The organism is Citrobacter sp. RHBSTW-01013 (assembly GCF_013781985.1).
In the GTDB taxonomy this organism is placed as follows: domain Bacteria; phylum Pseudomonadota; class Gammaproteobacteria; order Enterobacterales; family Enterobacteriaceae; genus Citrobacter; species Citrobacter braakii.
In genome coordinates, this window is record NZ_CP056185.1 from 158,325 (window position 1) to 181,538 (window position 23,214).

At 53.0% G+C, this 23,214-nt stretch carries 23 protein-coding genes; 10 read left to right on the forward strand and 13 right to left on the reverse strand.

Going from position 1 to position 23,214, the window contains the following annotated elements:
* The first annotated feature begins 6 nt into the window (after positions 1-6).
* Positions 7-1,032: an L-threonine 3-dehydrogenase gene (tdh, locus tag HV350_RS00815; protein WP_016154972.1), complete on the forward strand. Its 1,026-nt coding sequence runs from the start codon at positions 7-9 to the stop codon at positions 1,030-1,032.
* A gap of 67 nt (positions 1,033-1,099) precedes the next feature.
* On the opposite strand, the gene rfaY is transcribed toward tdh, so the two are convergent.
* Positions 1,100-1,786, reverse strand: coding sequence for a lipopolysaccharide core heptose(II) kinase RfaY (rfaY, locus tag HV350_RS00820; RefSeq protein ID WP_075848011.1), 687 nt, complete (start codon positions 1,784-1,786; stop codon positions 1,100-1,102).
* Positions 1,787-2,030: 244 nt separating this feature from the next.
* On the opposite strand from rfaY, the gene HV350_RS00825 reads away from it, so the two are divergent.
* The gene (locus HV350_RS00825) at positions 2,031-3,065 is read left to right on the forward strand and encodes a glycosyltransferase (protein WP_049042810.1); all 1,035 of its coding nucleotides are present in this window, start codon (positions 2,031-2,033) and stop codon (positions 3,063-3,065) included.
* Here the strand turns inward: HV350_RS00825 and HV350_RS00830 are convergent.
* Genes HV350_RS00830 through gpmM form a run of 3 tightly spaced genes read right to left on the reverse strand, consistent with a single transcriptional unit; the run spans position 3,052 to position 6,861 of the window.
* Positions 3,052-4,020, reverse strand: coding sequence for a divergent polysaccharide deacetylase family protein (locus HV350_RS00830; protein WP_181629613.1), 969 nt, complete (start codon positions 4,018-4,020; stop codon positions 3,052-3,054). The genes HV350_RS00825 and HV350_RS00830 overlap by 14 nt on opposite strands.
* A gap of 3 nt (positions 4,021-4,023) precedes the next feature.
* The gene (gene envC / locus HV350_RS00835) at positions 4,024-5,283 is read right to left on the reverse strand and encodes a murein hydrolase activator EnvC (protein WP_230330234.1); all 1,260 of its coding nucleotides are present in this window, start codon (positions 5,281-5,283) and stop codon (positions 4,024-4,026) included.
* Between the two features lie 33 nt (positions 5,284-5,316).
* Complete coding sequence (gpmM, locus tag HV350_RS00840; RefSeq protein WP_016154967.1) at positions 5,317-6,861, reverse strand: 2,3-bisphosphoglycerate-independent phosphoglycerate mutase; 1,545 nt, start codon at positions 6,859-6,861, stop codon at positions 5,317-5,319.
* 247 nt (positions 6,862-7,108) lie between these two features.
* Between gpmM and HV350_RS00845 the strand changes: the two genes are divergently transcribed.
* The 5 genes from HV350_RS00845 to cysE all read left to right on the forward strand — a co-directional run bounded on the left by HV350_RS00845 (position 7,109) and on the right by cysE (position 10,275).
* Positions 7,109-7,540: a rhodanese-like domain-containing protein gene (locus HV350_RS00845; RefSeq protein ID WP_005120473.1), complete on the forward strand. Its 432-nt coding sequence runs from the start codon at positions 7,109-7,111 to the stop codon at positions 7,538-7,540.
* Between the two features lie 51 nt (positions 7,541-7,591).
* Positions 7,592-7,843, forward strand: coding sequence for a glutaredoxin 3 (grxC, locus tag HV350_RS00850; RefSeq protein WP_003024152.1), 252 nt, complete (start codon positions 7,592-7,594; stop codon positions 7,841-7,843).
* A 46-nt stretch (positions 7,844-7,889) separates the two neighbouring features.
* Positions 7,890-8,357 (forward strand): protein-export chaperone SecB, encoded by a 468-nt coding sequence (gene secB, locus HV350_RS00855; RefSeq protein WP_003024155.1) that lies wholly within the window; start codon positions 7,890-7,892, stop codon positions 8,355-8,357.
* Positions 8,357-9,376, forward strand: coding sequence for an NAD(P)H-dependent glycerol-3-phosphate dehydrogenase (gene gpsA, locus HV350_RS00860; protein ID WP_016154966.1), 1,020 nt, complete (start codon positions 8,357-8,359; stop codon positions 9,374-9,376). The genes secB and gpsA overlap by 1 nt, the downstream gene beginning before the upstream one ends.
* A 77-nt stretch (positions 9,377-9,453) precedes the next feature.
* On the forward strand, positions 9,454-10,275 hold the full coding sequence (gene cysE, locus HV350_RS00865; RefSeq protein WP_016154965.1) for a serine O-acetyltransferase: 822 nt from the start codon (positions 9,454-9,456) through the stop codon (positions 10,273-10,275).
* 181 nt (positions 10,276-10,456) lie between these two features.
* Here the strand turns inward: cysE and trmL are convergent, their stop codons facing one another.
* The 6 genes from trmL to HV350_RS00895 form a co-directional block, all read right to left on the reverse strand.
* Positions 10,457-10,930 (reverse strand): tRNA (uridine(34)/cytosine(34)/5-carboxymethylaminomethyluridine(34)-2'-O)-methyltransferase TrmL, encoded by a 474-nt coding sequence (gene trmL, locus HV350_RS00870; RefSeq protein WP_016157744.1) that lies wholly within the window; start codon positions 10,928-10,930, stop codon positions 10,457-10,459.
* A 46-nt stretch (positions 10,931-10,976) separates the two neighbouring features.
* The gene (locus HV350_RS00875; protein ID WP_046275748.1) at positions 10,977-12,317 is read right to left on the reverse strand and encodes an aromatic acid/H+ symport family MFS transporter; all 1,341 of its coding nucleotides are present in this window, start codon (positions 12,315-12,317) and stop codon (positions 10,977-10,979) included.
* A gap of 195 nt (positions 12,318-12,512) precedes the next feature.
* The gene (lldD, locus tag HV350_RS00880; protein ID WP_016154962.1) at positions 12,513-13,703 is read right to left on the reverse strand and encodes an FMN-dependent L-lactate dehydrogenase LldD; all 1,191 of its coding nucleotides are present in this window, start codon (positions 13,701-13,703) and stop codon (positions 12,513-12,515) included.
* A complete protein-coding gene (gene lldR, locus HV350_RS00885; protein ID WP_003024170.1) occupies positions 13,700-14,476 on the reverse strand; it encodes a transcriptional regulator LldR in 777 nt (258 codons plus the stop codon). The genes lldD and lldR overlap by 4 nt, the downstream gene beginning before the upstream one ends.
* Positions 14,473-16,128 (reverse strand): L-lactate permease, encoded by a 1,656-nt coding sequence (gene lldP, locus HV350_RS00890; RefSeq protein ID WP_016154960.1) that lies wholly within the window; start codon positions 16,126-16,128, stop codon positions 14,473-14,475. The genes lldR and lldP overlap by 4 nt, the downstream gene beginning before the upstream one ends.
* A 262-nt stretch (positions 16,129-16,390) precedes the next feature.
* On the reverse strand, positions 16,391-16,753 hold the full coding sequence (locus tag HV350_RS00895) for a YibL family ribosome-associated protein (protein WP_016154959.1): 363 nt from the start codon (positions 16,751-16,753) through the stop codon (positions 16,391-16,393).
* Positions 16,754-17,045: 292 nt separating this feature from the next.
* Between HV350_RS00895 and HV350_RS00900 the strand changes: the two genes are divergently transcribed.
* Entirely contained in the window at positions 17,046-17,252 is a 207-nt protein-coding gene (locus tag HV350_RS00900; protein ID WP_016154958.1) for a hypothetical protein, read from the forward strand.
* Positions 17,253-17,264: 12 nt separating this feature from the next.
* On the opposite strand, the gene mtlR is transcribed toward HV350_RS00900, so the two are convergent.
* The 3 genes from mtlR to mtlA all read right to left on the reverse strand — a co-directional run bounded on the left by mtlR (position 17,265) and on the right by mtlA (position 21,137).
* Positions 17,265-17,855 (reverse strand): mannitol operon repressor MtlR, encoded by a 591-nt coding sequence (gene mtlR / locus HV350_RS00905; protein WP_005120486.1) that lies wholly within the window; start codon positions 17,853-17,855, stop codon positions 17,265-17,267.
* On the reverse strand, positions 17,852-19,000 hold the full coding sequence (mtlD, locus tag HV350_RS00910; RefSeq protein ID WP_047415823.1) for a mannitol-1-phosphate 5-dehydrogenase: 1,149 nt from the start codon (positions 18,998-19,000) through the stop codon (positions 17,852-17,854). Before mtlD ends, mtlR begins: the two co-directional genes overlap by 4 nt.
* A gap of 220 nt (positions 19,001-19,220) precedes the next feature.
* Positions 19,221-21,137, reverse strand: coding sequence for a PTS mannitol transporter subunit IICBA (gene mtlA / locus HV350_RS00915; protein WP_016154956.1), 1,917 nt, complete (start codon positions 21,135-21,137; stop codon positions 19,221-19,223).
* A gap of 533 nt (positions 21,138-21,670) precedes the next feature.
* Here mtlA and HV350_RS00920 point away from each other — a divergent pair.
* Together HV350_RS00920 and HV350_RS00925 are read left to right on the forward strand one after the other, a co-directional pair.
* Entirely contained in the window at positions 21,671-22,033 is a 363-nt protein-coding gene (locus HV350_RS00920; RefSeq protein WP_016154955.1) for a DUF3302 domain-containing protein, read from the forward strand.
* Between the two features lie 2 nt (positions 22,034-22,035).
* Positions 22,036-23,172: an HlyD family secretion protein gene (locus tag HV350_RS00925; RefSeq protein WP_016157740.1), complete on the forward strand. Its 1,137-nt coding sequence runs from the start codon at positions 22,036-22,038 to the stop codon at positions 23,170-23,172.
* The last annotated feature ends 42 nt before the right edge of the window (positions 23,173-23,214 follow it).

Genomic DNA, 23,214 nt, shown 5'->3' on the forward strand with positions numbered 1-23,214 from the left:
TGTGAAATGAAAGCGTTATCCAAACTGAAAGCGGAAGAGGGCATTTGGATGACCGACGTTCCTGAACCGGAAGTCGGCCATAACGATTTGCTGATTAAAATCCGTAAAACAGCCATCTGCGGGACTGACGTTCACATTTATAACTGGGATGAATGGTCGCAAAAAACCATCCCGGTACCGATGGTCGTTGGACATGAATATGTCGGCGAAGTTGTTGGCATCGGCCAGGAAGTTAAAGGTTTTAAAATCGGCGATCGCGTTTCAGGCGAAGGTCATATCACCTGCGGGCATTGCCGTAACTGCCGCGGTGGACGTACTCACCTGTGCCGCAATACGACCGGTGTTGGCGTAAACCGTCCTGGCTGCTTTGCAGAGTACCTGGTGATCCCGGCATTTAACGCGTTTAAAATTCCGGACAACATCTCTGACGACCTGGCGTCTATCTTCGATCCGTTCGGTAATGCGGTGCATACGGCGCTGTCGTTCGATCTGGTTGGGGAAGATGTGCTGGTTTCCGGCGCGGGTCCAATCGGTATTATGGCGGCAGCGGTTGCCAGGCACGTTGGCGCACGCCACGTGGTGATTACCGATGTTAATGAGTATCGCCTTGAACTGGCGCGTAAAATGGGCATCACTCGCGCGGTCAACGTGTCGAAAGAGAGTCTGACCGACGTGATGGCTGAACTGGGCATGACCGAAGGGTTTGATGTCGGTCTGGAGATGTCCGGCGCGCCGCCAGCGTTTCGCGCCATGCTGGACACCATGAACCACGGTGGCCGTATTGCTATGCTGGGTATTCCACCATCAGACATGTCCATCGACTGGACTAAAGTTATCTTTAAGGGATTGTTTATTAAAGGTATCTACGGTCGTGAGATGTTTGAGACTTGGTACAAGATGGCCGCATTGATTCAGTCTGGTCTGGATTTGTCGCCGATCATCACCCATCGATTCTCCATCGATGAATTCCAGCAGGGCTTTGACGCGATGCGCTCGGGCCAGTCAGGGAAAGTGATCCTGAGCTGGGATTGAATGCTCGACTTGTATTAAATGCTACCAACGGCCAGATTCTTTATTCTGGCCGTATAAATAATAAATACTATTTGCCACGAAGCTTTCTGGATAAAGATCTTATCGCTTCTTTGAGCCAGATGAGCTTATAGATTAACCCTTTTCCTTTGATGTGAATATGATATTTTCGCTGCAAAGCTAAAATATCATTAGCCTGGCAAATCTTCATATTTCCCTTACAGGATAAGTCAATTATTCTTAATTCACCGCCTGGCGTACGAATGAAATTTCCAGGGTGGATATCATTAGACGCCAACCCGGCTTTGTGAAGGCGCAGAACGCACTGTTTCACTTCATCGGCATTCTTATGGTTAATTTCTTTTAAAGGAGTGCCTTCAACATATTCATGAATAATATAAACATCATGACACTGACGAAGGCGTACTTTTTCAGCGGCATAGTAGAGATCCGCTGTACAGGCGCGCATTTCCGGGGAGAGTGTGTCCAGTTTCTTGATGAGCCTGGAATAAAAGGGGCCGGAGATAAAATTCTGCATTTTTTTCTCAAATCGAGGATCAACTTCACGGTCGTTTTTGATGATAAATTTTTGTGAGTTGTACTCGACCAGTTCTACACTGCGCATGGCGTTACCACTGCTCAACGGTTTGCCACTGATTTCTTTGTTTATATACTTATTCATCAGTGACTTAAGGTCTGTTTTGGTCTCTTTGCAATAGACCGTATAACCTTTTTCATGTGTCTTACTGATGGCCATCACTTTCCTCAATATCAGTGTACATCGCGCGTTAATTTACAGGGGTATAGTATACAGGTTGTGTCCCTCAATATGTAGACGATCTGAGCTATCACAGGCCGCTGAACTCAGGCGCCGCATGGCATTTTCCCATACTGGTTGCTTTCGCTGCGCCTCTTCTGAAAATTAAACGTTCTAACCTTAATAATTCCTTAATGAAACTGTAGTAAAAGTCATCAGTGTACTGACAAACTTGGGTTATCTGATGAGAAACCGCACAAATATGTTGAGTGTTATTATTCCGTTGTATAACGCGGGTGATAGTTTTCGGGATTGCATGGAATCTTTGATCGCACAGACATGGGCTGCGATAGAGATCATTATTGTGGATGACGGTTCAACGGATAACTCTGTTGATATTGCAAGACATTATGCTGATAACTATTCCCATGTCCGGTTGTTACATCAGGCTAACGCCGGGGCATCTGTCGCGCGTAATCGTGGTCTGGCAGTGGCCAAAGGGGATTATGTCGCATTTGTCGATGCCGATGACCTGGTTTATCCCAATATGTATGAAACCCTGATGACCATGGCGCTTCAGGATGACCTCGATCTGGCACAGTGCAATTCTGATTGGTGCATTTTCGAAACGGGGGACACCTGGCAATCAATACCGACGGACCGTCTGCGGTCTACGGGTGTATTGACCGGCCCCGACTGGTTACGTATGGCATTGGCTTCACGCCGTTGGACGCATGTGGTCTGGATGGGGGTTTATCGCAGAGATGTTATCGAGAAAAACAAGATAGCGTTTATTCCAGGGTTGCATCATCAGGATATTGTATGGACGACGGAGTTTATGTTTAACGCCAAACGTGTGCGATATACCGAGCAATCATTGTATAAATACTTCTTACACGATCAATCAGTTAGCCGTCTTAAAAGACAAGGCTTAAAAAATCTCAATTACCAACGCCACTATATTAAAATTACACGGTTATTGGATAAGTTGAATCGTGAATATGCGGGTCGGATTACTATTTATCCGGAATTTCATCAGCAAATAACCTATGAAGCATTACGCGTTTGCCACGCAGTACGCAAAGAGCCGGATGTCCATATTCGTCAACGCATGATTGCAGAGATTTTTGTCTCTGGTATGTATAAACGCATGATTACTAACGTACGCAGCGCCAAAGTTTTGTACCAGGCGCTGCTATGGTCATTCCGTCTCTGGAAATGGCGCGATAAAACATCCTCGCCTTCTCGTATTGCCCGTAAAACGCTTAATTTACGTTAGCGTTCATAGCGCTGGGTGAGGATGTATTCCCCCAGCCCTGCCATTGCAGGCGTATGTACTGCACCAGCGTGCTTTGGGTGATGCTTTCACCGAGCACGCTGAAGAAGCGGCTGGCGTAAACCGGCTCTAACGGCTGCTTCGGTTTGCATAATCTCACCCCGCGGAAAGGATTACGTGGCGCATCAGGTTTACCATTCTTCGGCGGTGTAAGGTTTGGTCTGGAGGTGTCTACCTGTGGTTCATTGAGCAGGCTGCTTGGGCGAACCAGCGTAATGTCCGCAGGCAGGTTATAAAGCATCTGCTGCAGGACGCGAACCGTCGAAGGGTGAGGATGCCCAATGGCAATTGCTGAACCGTTGCGGCGCGCAAGCTCAACGGCACGATTAAACTGACGGCGAATATCGGCTTCGTTTTGCGTGTCATCCAGGAAGACTTTGCGTTTGATAACCTTCACGCCGGTTCCTGATGCTGCGCGCATTGCCTGACTGTTGCCGATGGTCATACTGTCCAGGAAGTAGAGATCGTAGCGTTCCAGCGCTTGCATCACCTTCTGCATGCCGAACAGGCTGGAGGTCATCGCGCTGCCCATATGGTTGTTCAGCCCGACCGCATTCGGTACTTTGCTTACCGCGTCGCGAATAATCCGCTCAATCTCTTCGCTGCTCATTTCCGGGCGCAAAGTATCTTTCTCTAACGGCTGTTTGCTCAGCGGCGCCATCGGCAGATGGATTAACACTTCATGCCCGCTGTTATGCGCTTTAATCGCCATTTCACGCGCGTGTGGGGCATTAGGCAGAACGGCAACGGAGAGGGTGGAAGGCATCGCCAGAACCTGATTTTCGGTGTGTGGACGATAGCCGAAATCATCAATAACGATGGCAAGTTTGCCAGCAAAAACAGGTGTTGCGAAGGCCAGCACGCTGGCGAGAGAGAATAATAGACGAAATTGAGGCAAAACTTATCTTCCCAACCACGGCTGTGGATTGACCGCCTGACCCTGGCGACGAATTTCGAAATAGAGTGCCGGCCTGCCCTGTCCGCCGCTGCTACCCACAAGTGCAATAGGCTGCCCGGCGCGAACCTGCGTACCGACGCTGACCAGCGCGCTCTGGTTATAACCGTAAAGGCTCATATCGCCTTTACCGTGCTCAACGACGACCACCAGACCGTAGCCCTGCAACCAGTCCGCCAGAATGACGCGGCCATCGGCAATGGCTTTAACTTCGGTGCCTTCGGATGCGCCAATAACCATCCCCTTCCAACGTAGCTCACCTTGCAACTGTTCGCCATAACGATGTAGCGTTGGGCCACGAACGGGCCAGAATGCCTGGCCGCGTGGGGAACCTAAACCGCCGGTACGGGACATCAGTGATTTTTCGCTTTCGGTTGGCTTGTAGGTTGAGCCTTTCCGTGACGCATCCTTCTGTTTGTCACGTACGGCCTGCGCCTCGCGAGCTTCACGTTCCGCGCGTGCTTTGGCTGCGGCTTCGGCACGAGCAATGCTGTTGCGCAGGCGTGATTCGTTGGCGCGCATTTCGCCCAGTTGCTGCTGACCCTGCTGAATCGATGACTCCAGACCCGAGAGCGTCTTCTTGCGTTCATTACGCGCTTGCTCCAGCTTAGCCTGCTGAGCGCGCTGTTCGTACAGCAACGTCTGCTGTTCGCTCTGCTTATCTTCCAGCTCGGCTTTTTGCGAGTCGACTTCTTCGCGGGTTTGTTTCAACTGCGCGATGGTTTCCTGCCGCGCCTGGTTCAGATAGCCGAAATAGGCCTGCAGGCGTTGCCCGCGCTGGCTCTCTTCCCCGCTCAGAATGAGCTGAATACCGGTGTGTTCGCCCTGGCGAAACGCTGCGTCAAGTTGGGCTGCCAGGCTACGCTCTTGCGCAGCCCGCTGTTTTTCCAGCTTCGCGAGGGCGGCATTCATCTCTGTAATTTGCGCATTCAGCTGCGCCAGCGAGTTTTGCGTTTCGCGTAGTTGCCTGGCGGCAACGGCGATGGCCTGTTCCTGAGCTTTAAGTTGAGCGAGGAGAGTGGAGCGTTGTTGTTGTTGTTGGCGTACCGCGCGTTCTTTTGCCGCGATATCAGCCTGAATAGATTTGAGCTGATCGCGCTCGTCCGCGTGGGCGGAAAAGGCGCACAGCAATACGCCAGCGCTAAGCGCGCTGGCGTAGAACAAGGGCCTGACTGAAAGCTTTTGCAGTTTCACGGCCCAAGTGATGGTATTAATCGCCTTTCCCCTCATGGGGAGGGATTATTCCACGATGAACAGCGGCTTACCAGTCATCTCTTGCGGGATTTCCATACCCATCAGCGTCAGCATCGTCGGGGCGATATCAGAAAGTTTGCCGCCTTCAACTGCTTTGACGTTTTTACCACCGACATAAATCAGCGGAACGGGCAGGTTGGTGTGTGCTGTATGCGCCTGACCGGTGGACGGATCGCGCATTTGCTCTGCGTTACCGTGGTCCGCGGTGATCAGCAGTTGGCCGCCAACGGATTCAACCGCTTTAGTCACCTGCTCAACGCAGTGATCCAGCGCTTCAACCGCTTTAACCGCAGCTTCCATCACCCCGGTGTGACCAACCATGTCGCCGTTCGGGTAGTTACAAATGATGGTGTCGTATTTTCCACTCTGAATCGCAGCAACCAGCTTCTCGGTCAGCTCAGCAGAGCTCATTTCCGGCTGCAGATCGTAGGTCGCGACTTTCGGCGAGTTGATCAGGATGCGATCTTCGCCTTTGAACGGCTCTTCTACGCCGCCGTTAAAGAAGAAGGTCACGTGGGCATATTTTTCAGTTTCGGAAATACGCAGCTGCGTTTTGTCATTCTTCGCCATCCACTCGCCAAGGGTGTTGGCCAGAGACGCTGGTGGGTAAGCAACAGCAGTTTTGATGTCGGCTGCGTATTCGGTCAGCATCACAAAGTTGAGGTTAACGACTTTCTTACGGGCGAAGCCGTCGAAGTCTGCGTTAACAAACGCACGGGTGATTTCACGCGCACGGTCAGCACGGAAGTTCATGAAAATCAGCGTATCGCCGTCTTCCATGGCGGCTTCAGCCTGGCCTTCAGCACGAATCACGGTCGCTTTCACGAATTCGTCGTTTTCGTCGCGGGCATAAGCAGCCTGCAGGCCTTCAACAGCCGTAGCGAACTGGAACTCGCCTTTTGCCAGCGTCATCAGGTCATAAGCCTGTTCAACGCGATCCCAACGGTTGTCGCGGTCCATGGCGTAGTAACGACCGATGATGGACGCTACACGGCCTTTGCCCAGCGCGGCAAATTTCTCTTCGAATTTCTGCAGCGAATGTTCAGCGCTGCGCGGCGGGGTATCACGGCCATCAAGGAAAGCGTGCAGATAGATTTTCTCAGCACCGCGTTCAGCTGCCATTTCTACCATCGCCATGATGTGATCTTCGTGGCTGTGAACGCCGCCAGCAGAGAGCAGGCCCATGATGTGAACCGCTTTGCCGCTATTTTTTGCCTGGTCGACCGCATCGGTCAGCACTGGGTTAGCGAAGAAAGTCCGTTCTTTAATTTCAACATCCAGACGGGTCAGGTCCTGATACACGATGCGGCCCGCGCCCAGGTTGACGTGACCCACTTCGGAGTTGCCCATCTGGCGATCGGGCAGGCCGACTTCCAGGCCAGAGGCATCAATCAGGGTATGCGGACGTTTTGCCCACAGAGCATCCATTACCGGGGTTTTGGCATTAAAGATGGCGTTATCCTGGCTGTCTTCACGATAGCCATAGCCATCCAGAATCACCAGTACCATAGGTTTTTTAGAAACCGACATTGCGACAACCTCACACTCAATAGACAAAAATAATTGCGTAATTTTACTACAGCTGAATCGATAAAATAGCCCCAGAAGATCAAATAATCGACCAGAGCGTGTCGCAGAGGGCGCGGATTTACGTTTTTTTTTCCGTAGCGCCCCGCAAAAATGCAATCCAATGCACGCTCTGGCTGTATTTGCGCCAACGCGCAGGTATACTCCTTTCCTGGTTTTTTAATCACTAAGTCGGGAGTTGTTACCCCCCATGCAAGAAATTATGCAATTTGTTAGTCGCCACCCTGTATTGAGTATCGCCTGGATTGCGTTACTGGCGGCTGTATTATTTACCACGTTTAAGAGCCTGACTTCGAAAGTGAAGGTAATTACGCGCGGAGAAGCCACTCGTCTTATCAACAAAGAAGATGCGGTGATTGTGGATTTACGTCAGCGCGACGACTTCCGCAAAGGTCATATCGCGGGCTCCACTAACCTGCTGCCGAGCGAAATCAAAGCCAACAATTTTGGCGAGCTGGAAAAACACAAAAACAAACCTGTTATTGTGGTTGATGGCTCTGGTATGCAGTGCCAGGATTCAGCAACTGCGCTGATTAAAGCCGGTTTTGAGCAGGTATCTGTACTGAAAGACGGCGTAGCGGGCTGGAGTGGCGAGAATCTGCCACTGGTTCGCGGCAAGTAATTTACCCGTCTTCTTTCATGCCTCAGGGTAAAAGAACACTGGAGATAAGTCATGGCCAATATTGAGATCTATACCAAAGCGACCTGCCCGTTTTGCCATCGCGCAAAGGCGCTGTTGAACAGCAAGGGTGTGAGTTTCCAGGAACTTCCGATTGACGGCGATGCCGTGAAGCGTGAAGAGATGATCAAGCGCAGTGGCCGTACAACGGTTCCGCAGATTTTTATTGATGCACAGCACATTGGTGGTTGTGACGACTTGTATGCGTTGGATGCACGTGGTGGACTGGATCCACTGCTGCGTTAAGGCGTACCGAAGTATTTAAAGGACAACACTAAAGGGTTTTCTCAACATGTCAGAACAAAATAACACTGAAATGGCTTTCCAGATCCAACGTATTTATACCAAGGATGTGTCTTTCGAAGCGCCAAATGCACCACATGTTTTCCAGAAAGATTGGCAGCCAGAGGTTAAACTGGATCTTGATACCGCATCTACCCAACTGGCAGATGATGTGTATGAAGTAGTGCTGCGTGTCACCGTAACGGCTTCTCTGGGTGAAGAAACTGCGTTCCTGTGTGAAGTTCAGCAGGGCGGTATTTTCTCCATCAGTGGTATTGAAGGGACTCAGATGGCGCATTGCCTTGGTGCATACTGCCCGAACATTCTGTTCCCGTATGCCCGCGAATGCATCACCAGCCTGGTTTCCCGCGGTACATTCCCGCAACTGAACCTTGCGCCGGTCAACTTTGATGCGCTGTTCATGAACTATTTACAGCAGCAGGCTGGCGAAGGTACTGAAGAACATCAGGATGCCTGATGAACCAAAGTAATGCTTCAATGACTGTGATTGGTGCCGGCTCGTACGGCACCGCTCTTGCCATCACCCTGGCAAGAAATGGCCATCAGGTTGTCCTGTGGGGCCATGATCCGAAACATATCGCGACCCTCGAGCACGATCGCTGCAACGTCGCGTTCCTCCCTGATGTGCCTTTTCCCGAAACGCTGCGCCTGGAAAGTGATTTAGCCACTGCACTGGCCGCCAGTCGTAATATTCTGGTGGTGGTGCCGAGCCACGTCTTTGGCGAAGTGCTGCGCAACATCAAACCGCTGATGCGTCCTGACGCGCGTCTGGTCTGGGCGACAAAGGGTCTGGAAGCGGAAACGGGACGCCTGCTGCAGGACGTCGCGCGTGAAGCGCTGGGGAATTCTATTCCACTGGCGGTTATCTCCGGTCCGACGTTCGCCAAAGAGCTGGCGGCGGGCATGCCGACGGCGATTTCTCTGGCCTCGACGGACGACACCTTTGCTGACGATCTCCAGCAGTTGCTGCACTGCGGCAAGAGCTTCCGCGTTTACAGCAATCCGGATTTCATTGGCGTGCAGCTTGGCGGCGCGGTGAAAAACGTCATTGCGATTGGCGCGGGGATGTCTGACGGCATCGGTTTCGGCGCGAATGCGCGAACCGCATTGATCACCCGTGGACTGACCGAAATGTCTCGCCTTGGCGCGGCGTTGGGTGCCGATCCTGCCACCTTTATGGGGATGGCGGGTTTAGGCGATCTGGTGCTGACCTGTACCGACAACCAGTCGCGTAACCGTCGTTTTGGCATGATGCTCGGCCAGGGGATGGACGTGCAGGGGGCGCAGGACAAGATTGGTCAGGTGGTTGAAGGCTACCGCAATACGAAAGAAGTTCGTGAATTGGCGCACCGTTTTGGTGTTGAGATGCCAATAACCGAGGAAATTTATCAAGTATTGTATTGCGGAAAAAACGCGCGCGAGGCAGCATTGACGTTATTAGGCCGTGCACGCAGGGACGAGCTGAGTCGCCACTAGCTGTAAGGAACTGTTGAATATAACGACCCGACCCGCGAAGAACGGGTCGGTCGTTTTGCTACCTTCTGGAGTACGCAATGCCGTGTGAAGAACTGGATATCGTCTGGAAAAACATTAAAGCGGAAGCCCGGGCACTGGCGGAATGTGAGCCAATGCTGGCCAGTTTTTATCACGCAACGTTGCTCAAGCATGAAAACCTCGGCAGTGCGCTGAGCTATATGCTGGCGAATAAACTCGCTTCTCCGATCATGCCCGCCATTGCCATTCGCGAAGTCGTGGAAGAGGCCTACGCGGCCGATCCTGAAATGATTGCCTCAGCGGCCTGTGATATTCAGGCGGTACGCACGCGTGATCCGGCTGTCGATAAATATTCCACCCCACTTCTGTATCTGAAGGGCTTTCATGCGCTTCAGGCCTACCGTATCGGTCACTGGCTGTGGCATCAGGGGCGTCAGGCGCTGGCGATCTTCCTGCAAAATCAGGTGTCCGTTAGCTTCCAGGTAGACATTCACCCGGCGGCAAAAATTGGCCGTGGGATTATGCTCGATCACGCCACTGGTATTGTGGTCGGTGAAACTGCCGTGATTGAAAACGACGTCTCTATTTTGCAATCCGTCACGCTGGGCGGGACCGGTAAAGCCGGCGGTGACCGTCATCCGAAAATTCGTGAAGGCGTGATGATTGGCGCGGGAGCAAAAATTCTCGGTAACATTGAAGTCGGGCGCGGCGCGAAGATTGGCGCAGGTTCCGTCGTTTTACAGCCGGTACCACCGCATACCACTGCAGCAGGCGTTCCGGCACGCATCGTCGGTAAGCCTGACAGCGATAAGCCGTCCATGGATATGGATCAGCATTTCAACGGGATACATCATACTTTTGAGTATGGAGATGGTATCTGATTTCGAGCTATCTTACCTGGCAGATTGAACCTGAGCTGTGCTCGTCATCCTTACGGACTGCGTGTACGCTCCGGTGACTGTGCGCAGTCCATGTTCAATCTGTCTGCGCCGATAACGCTCAAAATGAATTCCATCAAATTAATGTAGGTCGGATCAGGCGCTAGCCGCCATCCAACAATCATCAGCTACGCAGTACCGCGCCCGGATACCCTAGCTGGCGCCAGGCCTCATACACCACCACCGACACCGCATTTGACAGGTTCATGCTGCGACTGTCTGGCATCATCGGAATACGAATTTTTTGTTCGGCCGGCAGCGCGTCAAGGATGCTGGCTGGTAGACCGCGTGTTTCCGGACCAAACATCAGATAATCCCCGTCCTGATAGCATACCGCGCTATGCGCTGGCGTACCTTTGGTGGTCAGAGCAAACAGGCGCTGCGGATGTTCTGCGGCGACGAAGGCGGCGTAATCAGGGTGGCGCAGCACGGCGGTAAATTCATGGTAATCCAGCCCCGCGCGACGCAGGCGCTTGTCGTCCCAGGTAAAGCCCATTGGCTCTATAATATGCAGACGAAAGCCGGTGTTGGCGCAAAGACGGATAATATTGCCGGTATTTGGCGGGATTTCTGGTTCGAATAAAACGATGTTAAGCATACTGCCCCCTTGATAACGGGGGGCAGAATAGCAGAAAGAGCGGGTACTATGCGACGGTCAGCGCGTGCGGTTTATAGCGTTGCAGCTTGTAAATTGTCGCGGCAGCAGCGACCAGGGCCGGAAGGCTGAGGAACATTAAGATACTGTCTGCCTGCCATTGCAGGGAAAGCAACTGGGCGCTCATCATCGTTCCGGCTACGCCGCCGAAGCGGCCCACGCCCTGCATCCAGGCAATGCCCGTCGCACGGCAGTGGGTTGGATAAAACGTGGCGGCCAGCGTCTGCAGCCCGGACTGCGCGCCGTTCATGGTAATCCCCATCAGGAAGATCAGTGCGCCGAACAAGATGATGTGGTTATGTTCAAACCCGAGAGCGAGGGCAAACAGCATCGTCAGAATGAAGCCGAGTGAGACCACTTTATGGGCTTCCCAGCGGTCCATTAACCAACCGGCCAGCAGGATCCCCGCCGTACCGCCAAAGGTAAACAGCGATGTCAGCCAGGCGGATTCGGCCAGCGGATAGCCCATTCCCAGCATCAGCGTTGGCATCCAGCTCAGCAGCACGTAATAGATAACCAGCCCCATAAAGTAGGTCATCCAGAGCATCAGCGTACCCGGCAGCCAGGGCATACTAAATAACTGTGCCACGCTGCTTTTTTTGACCGTGATACGGTCTTCATCCAGATAAAACTGGGTAACCTGTTCCAGACTTCCCGACATAAAGCGTTGAGCAATGCGTTTAATCTGTGCAACCCCTTTACCGCGGTGAACCAGATACTTAACCGACTCCGGCAGGAACAGCACCAACAGTACGGTGAGGACCAGTGGGGCGATCGCACCAGCAAGCAGAACACTGTGCCAGCCGTAGTTGGGGATCAGCCAGGAGGAGATCACGCCGCCGCCCGCAGCCCCTAACGGAAAGCCACAGTACATGGTGTTAATCGCCATTGAACGACAGCGTTTCGGGGCGAATTCTGACACCAGGGTGATGGCATTGGGCATTGCCGCGCCAAGCCCAAGCCCGGTGAGAAAGCGCCAAAACGTGAGCATATTCAGCGTCTGGGCATAGGCGGTTCCCAGACTGGCGAGGCCAAAGAACAGACAGGAAAAGACCAGGACGCGCTTACGCCCCATACGATCGGAAATCGGTCCGGCCAGCAGGGCACCAAATGAGAGGCCTAATAGCGCGGCGCTTAACACCGGTCCAAGGTCTTGTTTCTTGATGCCCCAGTCGGCTGAAAGCGTGGGGGCAATATAGCCCATCGCCGCCGTATCGAAGCCGTCAATGGCTAAAACCAGAAAACCCAGGACAATAATGACCCAGTGGAAACGCGAAAAAGCACTGTCATCTATCGCCTGCTGGATATTCACTTTTCCGGAATAAGCCATGTCACCCTCGCCCGTTATGATGGTTGTTATATGTATAAAATGCTGTTGTATTAGCTTGTCTATACATTTGGCAGGTGGATAAAAAGTTGTCAAATATATTGGTTGTAAATGTTAACTGGTCGTTATTTTTGGATAAAAAATGGTCGGGCTGAAAACAGACCGACCATTCAGAAAATGGGGTTTACGGGGATGTTGTTACGCTGCGCTACCCTGGACCAGAGGTGCCAGCGCGGCAGGCAGGCTCTTACCCAGTTCCTGTACCAGCGAATCACGGCTGATTTCGCTAATCGACTTCGCACCGGTCAGGGTCATCGCCACCTTCATCTCTTTCTCGATCAGGTTCAGCAGATTCGCCACACCGGCCTGGCCGTGGGTTGCCAGCGCGTACAGATAAGCACGCCCCAGCAGCACGCTATCCGCGCCCAGCGCTATCATGCGTACAACGTCCAGACCATTGCGGATCCCGCTATCAGCCAGAATGGTGATATCGCCTTTCACCGCATCGGCAATGGCGGGCAGCGCACGAGCTGAAGACAGCACGCCATCTAACTGACGGCCACCGTGGTTAGAGACAACGATGCCATCCGCGCCAAAGCGTACGGCGTCGCGGGCATCTTCAGGGTCGAGGATCCCTTTGATCACCATCGGACCATCCCAGAATTCACGGATCCACTCGAGGTCTTTCCAGGAAATCGACGGATCGAAGTTATTCGCCAGCCAGCCGATGTAATCTTCAAGGCCGGTGGGTTTGCCAAGATAAGTCGAAATATTGCCTAAATCATGCGGGCGACCGTTCAGACCCACGTCCCATGCCCACTGTGGATGAGTGACTGCTTGCCAGTAGCGCCGCAGTGCCGCATTTGGACCGCTCATACCGGAATGGGCATCACGGTAGCGTGCGCCAGGCGTTGGCATATCGACGGTAAAGACCAGCGTGGAGCAACCCGCCGCTTTGGCGCGCTCCAGTGCGTTACGCATAAAACCGCGATCGCGCAGCACATACAGCTGGAACCACATCGGACGCTTGATGGTCGGGGCGACTTCTTCAATCGGACATACGGACACTGTGGAAAGCGTAAACGGAATGCCTTTGGCATCAGCGGCGGCGGCGGCCTGAACCTCGCCCCGGCGTGCGTACATGCCGCACAAACCGACAGGCGCGAGGGCTACCGGCATGGAGAGTGTTTCGTTGAACAGCTTGGTTTCCAGGCTCAGGTCAGACATATTCTTCAGTACGCGCTGGCGCAGCGCCACCTCTGACAGGTCTGCCACGTTACGGCGCAAGGTGTGCTCGGCATACGCCCCGCCGTCAATATAGTGGAACAAGAAGGGGGGCAGGATGCGCTGGGCTGCGGCGCGATAGTCGCTGGCTGCTGAAATAATCATGTGTTGTTCTCCCTGCTATTCTCACCAGGATCACCCGGCAGGCGAGTAATACGCGCCTGCCGGGCCTGATCTTCATCAAATCGTTTAATTGTGGTGTGGACAAAACTGAGGTGCGCCATCATGGCCTTACGCGCCCCGTCGGCATCCCCGGCAACAATGGCGTCCAGCACGGCCTGATGCTGCGCCGTCAGTTGAGAAAATACGGGCGGTACCAGGTACATACGTTGGCGGCTCTGTTTTACCGAAGACTGCAGGACGTCGAAGAAACCGCGCATGGTCTGCAACAGCACCACGTTGTGCGAGGCTTCCGCAATGGCGAGATGAAAACGAACGTCAGCCTGCGAGGCGAGATCCGGATCTTCGCTTTGCGTGGCCTCGAAACAGAGCCTGATTTTCTCTTTATCCGCGGCGGTGGCCCGCATGGCAGCGTGCCAGGCGGTACTGGCTTCGATGGCGTGGCGGGCCTCCAGAATATCGAAACTGTAATCAGGATCGTCCGCCAGTAGGGTTTTCAGCGGCTGAACGATGTTTTGTTCAGACCAGGCCTCATGCTGCCAGCGGATAAACGTCCCGCCGCCACGACGGCTAATCAGTACGCCTTCACTGACCAGCTTTGCTAACGCCTCGCGCAGCGAGTTACGCGATACGCCGAGCTGTACGGCCAGTTGGCGCTCAGCGGGCAACTTCATGCCCGCCTCCAGCTGTTGTTCTTCAATCAGCGCCCGCACACGAGATGCGACTTCGTCTGACAGGCGTCTGGGCATCACTATCATGGAATCATCCAGGTTAAGACATAGGCCTGCAGCGTGGTAATCACACCCACCATGCAGGTGAAAATCAGGCTGTGTTTCACGGTAAAGCGGAACAGGTCAGACTCTTTCCCCACTAGTCCCACTGCCGCACAGGCGATAGCGATAGATTGCGGCGAGATCATCTTGCCGGTCACGCCGCCGGTGGTATTTGCCGCAACCATCAGCACATCCGAAACGCCGATTTGCTGAGCAGCCGTAGCCTGCAGGGCGGCAAACAGTGCGTTTGATGAGGTGTCGGACCCGGTCAGAAATACCCCCAGCCAGCCGAGGAACGGTGAGAAGAAGGTAAACGCGCTGCCGGTGTGTGCCAGGGCCAACGCCAGGGTTGATGAAAGCCCGGAGTAGTTTGAGATAAACGCGAATGCCAGCACCATTCCGATGGAGTAAATAGGTAATGCCAGATCTTTCAGCGTGCTGCCAAAAGTCTGCAGCGCTGCGGACGGCTTCATCTTCAACCAGACGATAGACAGCAGGGCGGCAAACAAAATCGCGGTACCGGTTGCGGAGAACCAGTCAAATTTATACACCGCCGCGTAGGCTGTGGCTTCGTGTACGACCGGCGGCATACGGGCAACCAGCTTATCGAGGTACGGAACCGGAATATTGACCACCCAGTGGTACATCGCGCCGCCTGGTGCAAACAGCGCTTTAAACGGCGGTACGCTCCACAGCGTGACGGTGGCGGTCAGGAACAGGAACGGAGACCAGGCGCGGACCACCTGTCCAGCGGTATAGTGGGTGCGAGCCAGCGTCTGATCGACCTGTGAAGCGCCCATATCGCCAAAGCGGAAGATGCGTACCGGCTGCCAGCGTTTCAGGAACAGCGTCAGGCAGACCAGCGAAACCAGAGACGAGATAATGTCTGGCAGTTCTGGCCCGATAAAGTTAGAGCTGAGGTACTGCGCGATAGCAAACGAGCCGCCAGCGACCATCACCGCAGGCCAGGTCTCTTTTACGCCGCGCCAGCCATCCATAATCGCCATAATCCAGAACAACACGATAATGGTCAGGAACGGTAACTGACGGCCCACCATCTGACCAATCTCGAAGCTATCCAGCCCGGTAACCTGACCGGCAACCAGAATCGGAATGCCCATTGCGCCAAAAGCGACCGGAGCGGTGTTTACGATCAGACACAAACCTGCCGCGTACAGAGGATTAAAGCCCAGACCAACCAGCAGTGCGGCGGTAATCGCTACCGGAGCGCCAAATCCTGCCGCCCCTTCGAGGAATGCCCCAAAGGAGAAACCGACAATCAGCATTTGCAGACGTTGGTCCGGGGTAATCGAGAGTATTGAGGAGCGGATGATGTCGAACTGCCCGGTTTTCACCGAGATTTTATAGACGAATACCGCGGCGATAATGATCCAGGCAATTGGCCACAGACCATAGAAGAAGCCGTACACCACGGAAGCCAGAGCGTGATCGACCGGCATTTTGTAAAACAGCAGGGCGACCGTCAGAGCGATCACCACCGTCCATGACGCCGCAACATAGCCTTTCAGCTTGAGCTTAATCAGGGCGAAGAAAAAGAACAGGATAGGGAGCGATGCGATCAGACTGGAAAGCCAGATGTTACCGGCCGGGTCGTAGTTCTGTTGCCAGAGATTCATTGCAGGTCTCCTGGGGGCCGCCGACATAATGGAATGAGTCTGTGCTCATCTCCTGGTCACATTATGTGTAAAAGTGGCCCTGCCAATATTGTTGTGTAGGGGTAATGACAATGAATGGTTAATCAAATGTTATTTATTGGCAACGGTATTGTACGCACATTTTAATGAAATGTGAGGTGCTGGTAGGATCTGGTTGAAATTGGTAGGGCCAATTGCGAGGAGAAGGGAAGGACCGGGCAAGCGAATGTTGCCCGGTGGGAGATCAGAACTCGCTCTTCGCGAAGCCCGTCATCTCTTTCAGGCCCATTTCACGGCCAAGCTCGGTCATCGGGTGAACGACGATCAGGCCGCGCACGCTCTTCTTCAGCTTGCCCATGTCGGCCTGTTCTTTTTTGGTGATAGCACGACGGAAAGGAAGTTTCGCCAGCTTTTGCGCTTCTTTGCTCAGCTTCTGGCCGTGGACGTCACGCAGACGCGCGATCTCGGTTTCCAGCGTTTCTTTCTCTTGCTCCAGCTCGGCATATTTGTCGGCGGCTTCAACCAGGGACAGGTCTGCCTGCTGGTGGCGGATAGCGTCCAGACGATCGCTCAGGCGTTTAATTTCGTTTTTTTCGACTTCTTTCATAGGATAGCTTCTGATAAAAATAGGATGAATATCCTATAGTATGCGCGCAGAGCGGGATTATTCACAACTAATCGCAGATAAATAATCAAATGTTGCAAGTATTATTCAGCTAATGAAAATACTACTATTTTGATTAATAAGGAATTTTAAGTGATAAGGTCGGCCGTGGTGCTTTTTATTGACGGGTTCATAGTGAAGCACGTTTTCCTCAATATAATCGCCCAACCGATCCTAAACTTAAATGAGCAACCGCGCAGGCTGAGCGCGGTTAATACATGGAGGAGGGAAGATTATGGCGAAAATAGGTGAGAACGTTTCGGCCCTTATTGATAAGACGGTCGATTTTATGGCTTCAAGCCAGGCTTTTCGCGAATATCTGAATAAAACACCACCGCGCAACGTTGTCCCTACTGAAATACCGCAGGAGAATGCGCAGCTGTATCTGCAACGTCTGGCGTATTATCGGCAGCTGTATCGACCGCAGCAGGAAGAGAAGTAAGCCTGCAGGGTCTTATTTTTGAAAGGCTTTTTTTAAGCTGATTTTAGAAATCAGCTCGGTCAGGGAAAGTACCATCGTGGAGCGTACCATCTGCTGGTAGCGCTGAATCTGCATTGCGTGCAAACCTGAGTCTGAGGTATCAAACTGCGGTGGCGGCGGGAGTGCCGTCACGCAGTGGAGTTCGCCAAACGGGCCAAGAATTTCGTCGTCGGTGAACGCGTATTCATTACCGTCATGGTTTAACTCTTCCCGCAGCGCCATCAGAAGCTCCGCATCTTCATACTCCGGCCGGCTGAGTACGCCCAGACCGTAAATTAGCTTCAGACGAACGGAAAGATCGCCCAGCGGACCGTCGCCGTCGAGCAGGGGTTCTACGGCATATTTTACCGCATAGTCGTCTTTGCGAAATACCTGAAGCACAAGGATATTCACCGCTTCGGTGAGCAGTTCTACGGCGGTGATGAGGAAGCTGCGTACGGTTTTGCCAGCATTCAGACGCTCAAGCACACGATTTTCAAAGGCCTGCGTTTGTTCCATTATTGCCTGCATATCTGACAATCTGTCATTTGGGCGCAGGCTGACCTGCGCCACATTCTCTATCATTTGGTTGCGTTATATGCGTTAACCGCCTCCGCCACCACATCACTGTTGGCATCCAGACCGGAAACCTGCGCCAGCGCGGCCTGTGGACCTTTTTCGTCAATCAGCGCGGCCAGTTCCTGGGCCTGCGGATCTTCTTCACTGCGATAGTGCATCGCTGCAGCAATACCGGTGACCAGATTCGCGTGCGGCAAGCCATACTCCAGCGTGCCCAGCAGCGGTTTAATCAGACGGTCGCCCGCGCTCAGTTTACGCAGCGGCTGACGCCCCACGCGCTCAACGTCATCTTTCAGATACGGGTTTTCAAAGCGACCGAGGATTTTCTGAATGTATGCCGCATGTTTTGCTGCATCAAAGCCATAGCGTTTGATCAGTACCGCGCCGCTCTCTTCCATCGCACCTTTTACCACTGCACGGATTTTCTCGTCGAGAATCGCGTCACGGATGGTCTGATGACCGGTCAATTTTCCGAGGTACGCGGTTATAGCATGCCCGGTGTTCAGCGTGAAGAGTTTACGTTCGACAAATGCCATCAGGTTATCAGTTAATTCCATTCCCGGGATGTTAGGCAGTTCGCCTTTGAACTGTGTTTTGTCGACAATCCACTCACTGAAGGTTTCGACGGTGACTTCCAGCGGATCGTTGGTCGCAGAAGCCGAAGGGGGAACAATGCGGTCCACGGCGGAATCGACGAAGCCAACATGTTCTTCAACCCAAGATTTGTCTTCATCTGCCAGCGCGTTCATAACGTGGCCTTTCAACTGGGTGGTTCCGCGCACCATGTTTTCACAGGCGATAATATTCAGCGGAGTGGCGATGCCCTGCGCCTTGCGTTTAACCAGCCCTTTGGCGATGGCCGGAGCGATACGCTCAAGCACGACCGGACCGACGGCGGTAGTGACTAAATCTACGTGGGCAATCAGGTCGACAACATCATCGCCGATGCTGCTCACGGCGTTGACGCCGGAAACGGTATCAACCTGCTCGTTTTCACCCACCACATGAACCTGATAGCTATGACGGGCATTCAGGGCATCGAGCACGACCTGGTTTACATCCGCGAACGTCAGTTGTATCCCCGCGTCCGCCAGCAGTTTGCCGATAAAGCCACGACCGATATTACCTGCGCCAAAATGTAATGCTTTCATAGTATTAACCTTCATTAATGTTTTTACCCAAGAGGGCTGGGGTGAGGCGTTTCCCTCAACCTAACCCTCTCCACAAGGGAGAGGATATCGCCTTCATATTTCGAACTGCAGATGCGTTGGATCTCCTCGCTCACCCCAGTCACGTACTTATGTACGCTCCTGGGGATTCGCTGCGTTGCCGCCTTTCTGCAGCTCGAACTATTTTGGAGATACTTAATGGTTAAGCTTTTTTACCAGCCAGCAGTTCCAGAACTTCATCCACGCTGGTGGTATGGGCCAGACGTTCGATCACGGATTCGTCATCCAGAGCGTTGGTCAGGCTGGTGATCACCTGGATATGTTCATTGTTACGTGCGGCGATACCAATGACCAGGCGGGCAATATCGTCTTCTTCTTCACCGAAGCGCACGCCTTCCGGGTACTGGCAGAACACCACGCCGGTTTTCAGCACGCGGTCTTTGGCTTCAACCGTACCGTGCGGCACTGCGATGGACTCACCGAGGTAAGTCGGGGTCAGTTTTTCGCGGTCCAGCATCGCCTCGACGTATTCTGGCTCAACGTAGCCGCCTTTCACCAGTTGCTCACCGGCAAAGCGAATCGCTTCTTCTTTGTTAGTGGCTTTACGGCCGAGGAATATATTCTCCGCACCCAGTTTGAACAGGTGGGTATCACCCTCTTCAAAGCTGTCTTTCAGGTGATCGCGGACTTTCTCTTCGTTCACGTTGTGGCGCTGTGCAGCAACCAGACGTTCGGTCAGGCTGGCGTACAGGCCGCTGTCGAGGAAGTTGGTCAGCGAAATGTGTTGCGCCTGAGGCACCTGGCGCATCGCACGTTCGGTCAGGTCACGGTGGGTAATGACCAGATCGACATCCGGCGGCAGATTGTTAATCGCGCTGTTGGTGACGGAAATCTGAGACAGACCGGCATCCTGCACTTTCTTGCGCAGTACGCCCGCACCCATGGCGCTGGAGCCCATACCCGCATCGCAGGCAACGATGATTTTACGCACATGGCTCAGGTCGTTAGTCACGTCGCCAGCCGCCAGCGGAGATGCACCTTTGGATTCCGCTTTCATGTCGTGCATACGACGAGTTGCGGCATCAATGTCATCATCTTCTTTCACTTTGCTGGTTTTCAGCAGAATGGCTGAGACGACAAAGGAGACAGCCATTGCGGCACAAATAGCAGCGATGTTCGCGAAGTAAGCACCCTTCGGCGTCATTGCCAGCACGGCCAGGATAGAACCCGGAGAAGCCGGAGAAACCAGGCCGCCGTTCAGGATAGTCAGGGTAAATACGCCAGTCATACCGCCGAGGATAACGGCCAGGATCAGACGCGGGTTCATCAGCACGTACGGGAAGTAAATTTCGTGGATACCACCCAGGAAGTGGATGATAGCCGCGCCGCCTGCAGACTGCTTAGCGCTGCCGCGACCGAAGAACATGTATGCCAGCAGAACGCCCATACCCGGACCCGGGTTAGCTTCAATCAGGAAGAAGATGGATTTGCCCATCTCGTGGGACTGCTGAATACCCAGCGGTGAGAAAATACCGTGGTTGATGGCGTTGTTGAGGAACAGGATTTTCGCCGGTTCAACGAAGATAGACGCCAGCGGCAGCATGTCATGGACAACCATGAAGTTAACGCCTGCCGCCAGGATTTTGGACAGTGCTTCAACCAATGGGCCAATGCCAAGGAATGCCAGAATGGCGAGGATCATCCCGATGATGCCTGCGGAGAAGTTATTCACCAGCATCTCAAAACCGGACTTGATCTTACCGTCTACCCAGTTGTCGAAATGTTTGATAGCCCAGCCGCCCAGCGGACCTGCGATCATCGCGCCGAGGAACATTGGCATATCGGCACCGACGATAACGCCCATGGTGGTGATAGCACCCACCACGCCGCCACGCTCGCCGCCAACCAGCTTACCACCGGTATAACCGATCAGCAGCGGCAACAGATAGGTGATCATTGGGCCGACAAGCTTCGCCAGCGTTTCGTTCGGCAACCACCCTGTCGGAATGAATAATGCGGTGATAATACCCCACGCGATAAACGCGCCGATATTTGGCATCACCATGTTACTGAGGAATCGACCAAAGCTTTGCACTTTGATCTTAATATCGGATGACATAAAAACACCCCTTCTTATGTTTGCTGTCGCGCAGGCTAAAAGCCCGAGGTTTGTTAATGTAGCGGCAGGAGGTAGCCGGACCCTGTAGATACTGCGAAATCTGGCACTGAATCGTTCAACTGTCCAGTCGATGGCTTTTTATGTGACGTTTGTCACGTAAATATAGGGTGTATGGCGTTAGTTAATGTGATTTTCATCACAAAATATCGGTACAAAAAAACATCACAGGTCAAGAATTGGCTAAAAATGGGCGTTAAGTGTGAAGTTGTTCACGTTTTTGCTTTGGCTGTTTGTTGGGTATTTGTGATCTACTTCGCAATAAATATTTGTCTGGATTTCTCCTGGTGTGATCTGGAGCGGATTCTGTTTCATCACCTATTTCTTGCAACTACCCCGCAAGCCATCAACCTGAAAATTTATACCCTGGTGGTATGGCGGAAATGACTAACTGCAATTATGTTCAAATTACCAGCCATGACTCCTTTCGGCTGCCTGCAATTGAAAGCTCTGATTAGCGTGAATACGAGGCGGGTATGTTTCTAAACTATTTCGCGTTAGGTGTGCTGATCTTCGTTTTTCTGGTTCTGTTTTACGGAATCATCGCCATCCATGATATTCCCTATAACATGGCTAAGAAGCGCAACCATCCCCATGCCGATGCCATCCATACGGCGGGTTGGGTGAGTTTATTTACGCTGCATGTTATTTGGCCCTTCCTGTGGATCTGGGCCACGCTCTATCAGCCAGAACGAGGCTGGGGAATGCAGTCACACATCACGCCGTCCGGGAAGGAACCTGACCCTGAAATTGCCGCGCTGGCCGCGCGCATCACCCAGTTGGAAAATAGACTGGATGGGGAGAAAAAAAACGATAACTCCACCTTTCCGGAGATTTGATCATGGACTTGTTGATTGTCCTGACCTATGTGGCATTCGCCTGGGCCATTTTTAAAATATTCCGTATTCCGGTAAATCAATGGACGCTTGCTACCGCCGCATTAGGTGGGGTGTTTATTGTGGCGGGACTCATTTTATTAATGAACTATAACCACCCGTATACCTTTACGGCGCAAAAGGCGGTTATTTCAATTCCTGTTACCCCACAGGTCACCGGAATTGTTAGTGAGGTGACAGATAAAAATAATCAGCTGATTAAAAAAGGCGAGGTGTTATTTAAACTCGATCCCGTTCGTTATCAGGCGCGGGTCGACAGGCTGCAGGCCGACCTGGTGACCGCTACGCACAACATCGACAATATGAAAGCGCAGCTGTCTGAAGCCGTAGCCAATACCACCCGCGTTTCCGCTGAACGAGATCGCCTGTATAAAGATTATCAACGCTATTTGAAGGGCAGCCAGGCGAAGGTTAATCCATTCTCTGAAAGCGACATCGACAACGCCCGGCAAAACTATCTGGCGCAGGATGCGCTGGTCAAAGGCTCAGTTGCTGAACAGACGCAGATTCAGAGCCAGTTAGACAGTATGGTCAATGGAGAGCAATCTCAGGTTGCGTCTCTGCGCGCCCAGCTCGCTGAAGCCAAATACAATCTTGAGCAGACTATCGTACGTGCGCCCAGCAACGGTTATGTAACGCAGGTGCTTATCCGGCCCGGGACCTATGCCGCCGCGCTGCCTCTGCGCCCGGTGATGGTATTTATTCCGGAACAAAAACGGCAAATCGTGGCGCAATTCCGCCAGAATTCGTTGCTGCGTCTTAAACCGGGTGATGAAGCGGAAGTGGTCTTCAACGCGCTGCCAGGCCAGGTATTCTCCGGCAAGCTCACCAGCATTCTGCCGGTTGTTCCGGGCGGTTCTTATCAGGCGCAGGGAGCATTACAGTCCTTAACGGTGGTGCCGGGTACCGATGGCGTGCTGGCCACGATTGAGCTGGCTCCCAATGCCGATGTGGATGCGCTGCCGGACGGTATCTATGCCCAGGTGGCGGTCTATTCCGACCATTTCGCTCACGTTTCAGTGATGCGTAAAGTGCTGCTGCGCATGACCAGTTGGATGCATTACCTTTATTTGGATCATTGAGACCGTCATCACCTGCCATTTGCACTGACCTGAGCCATACTG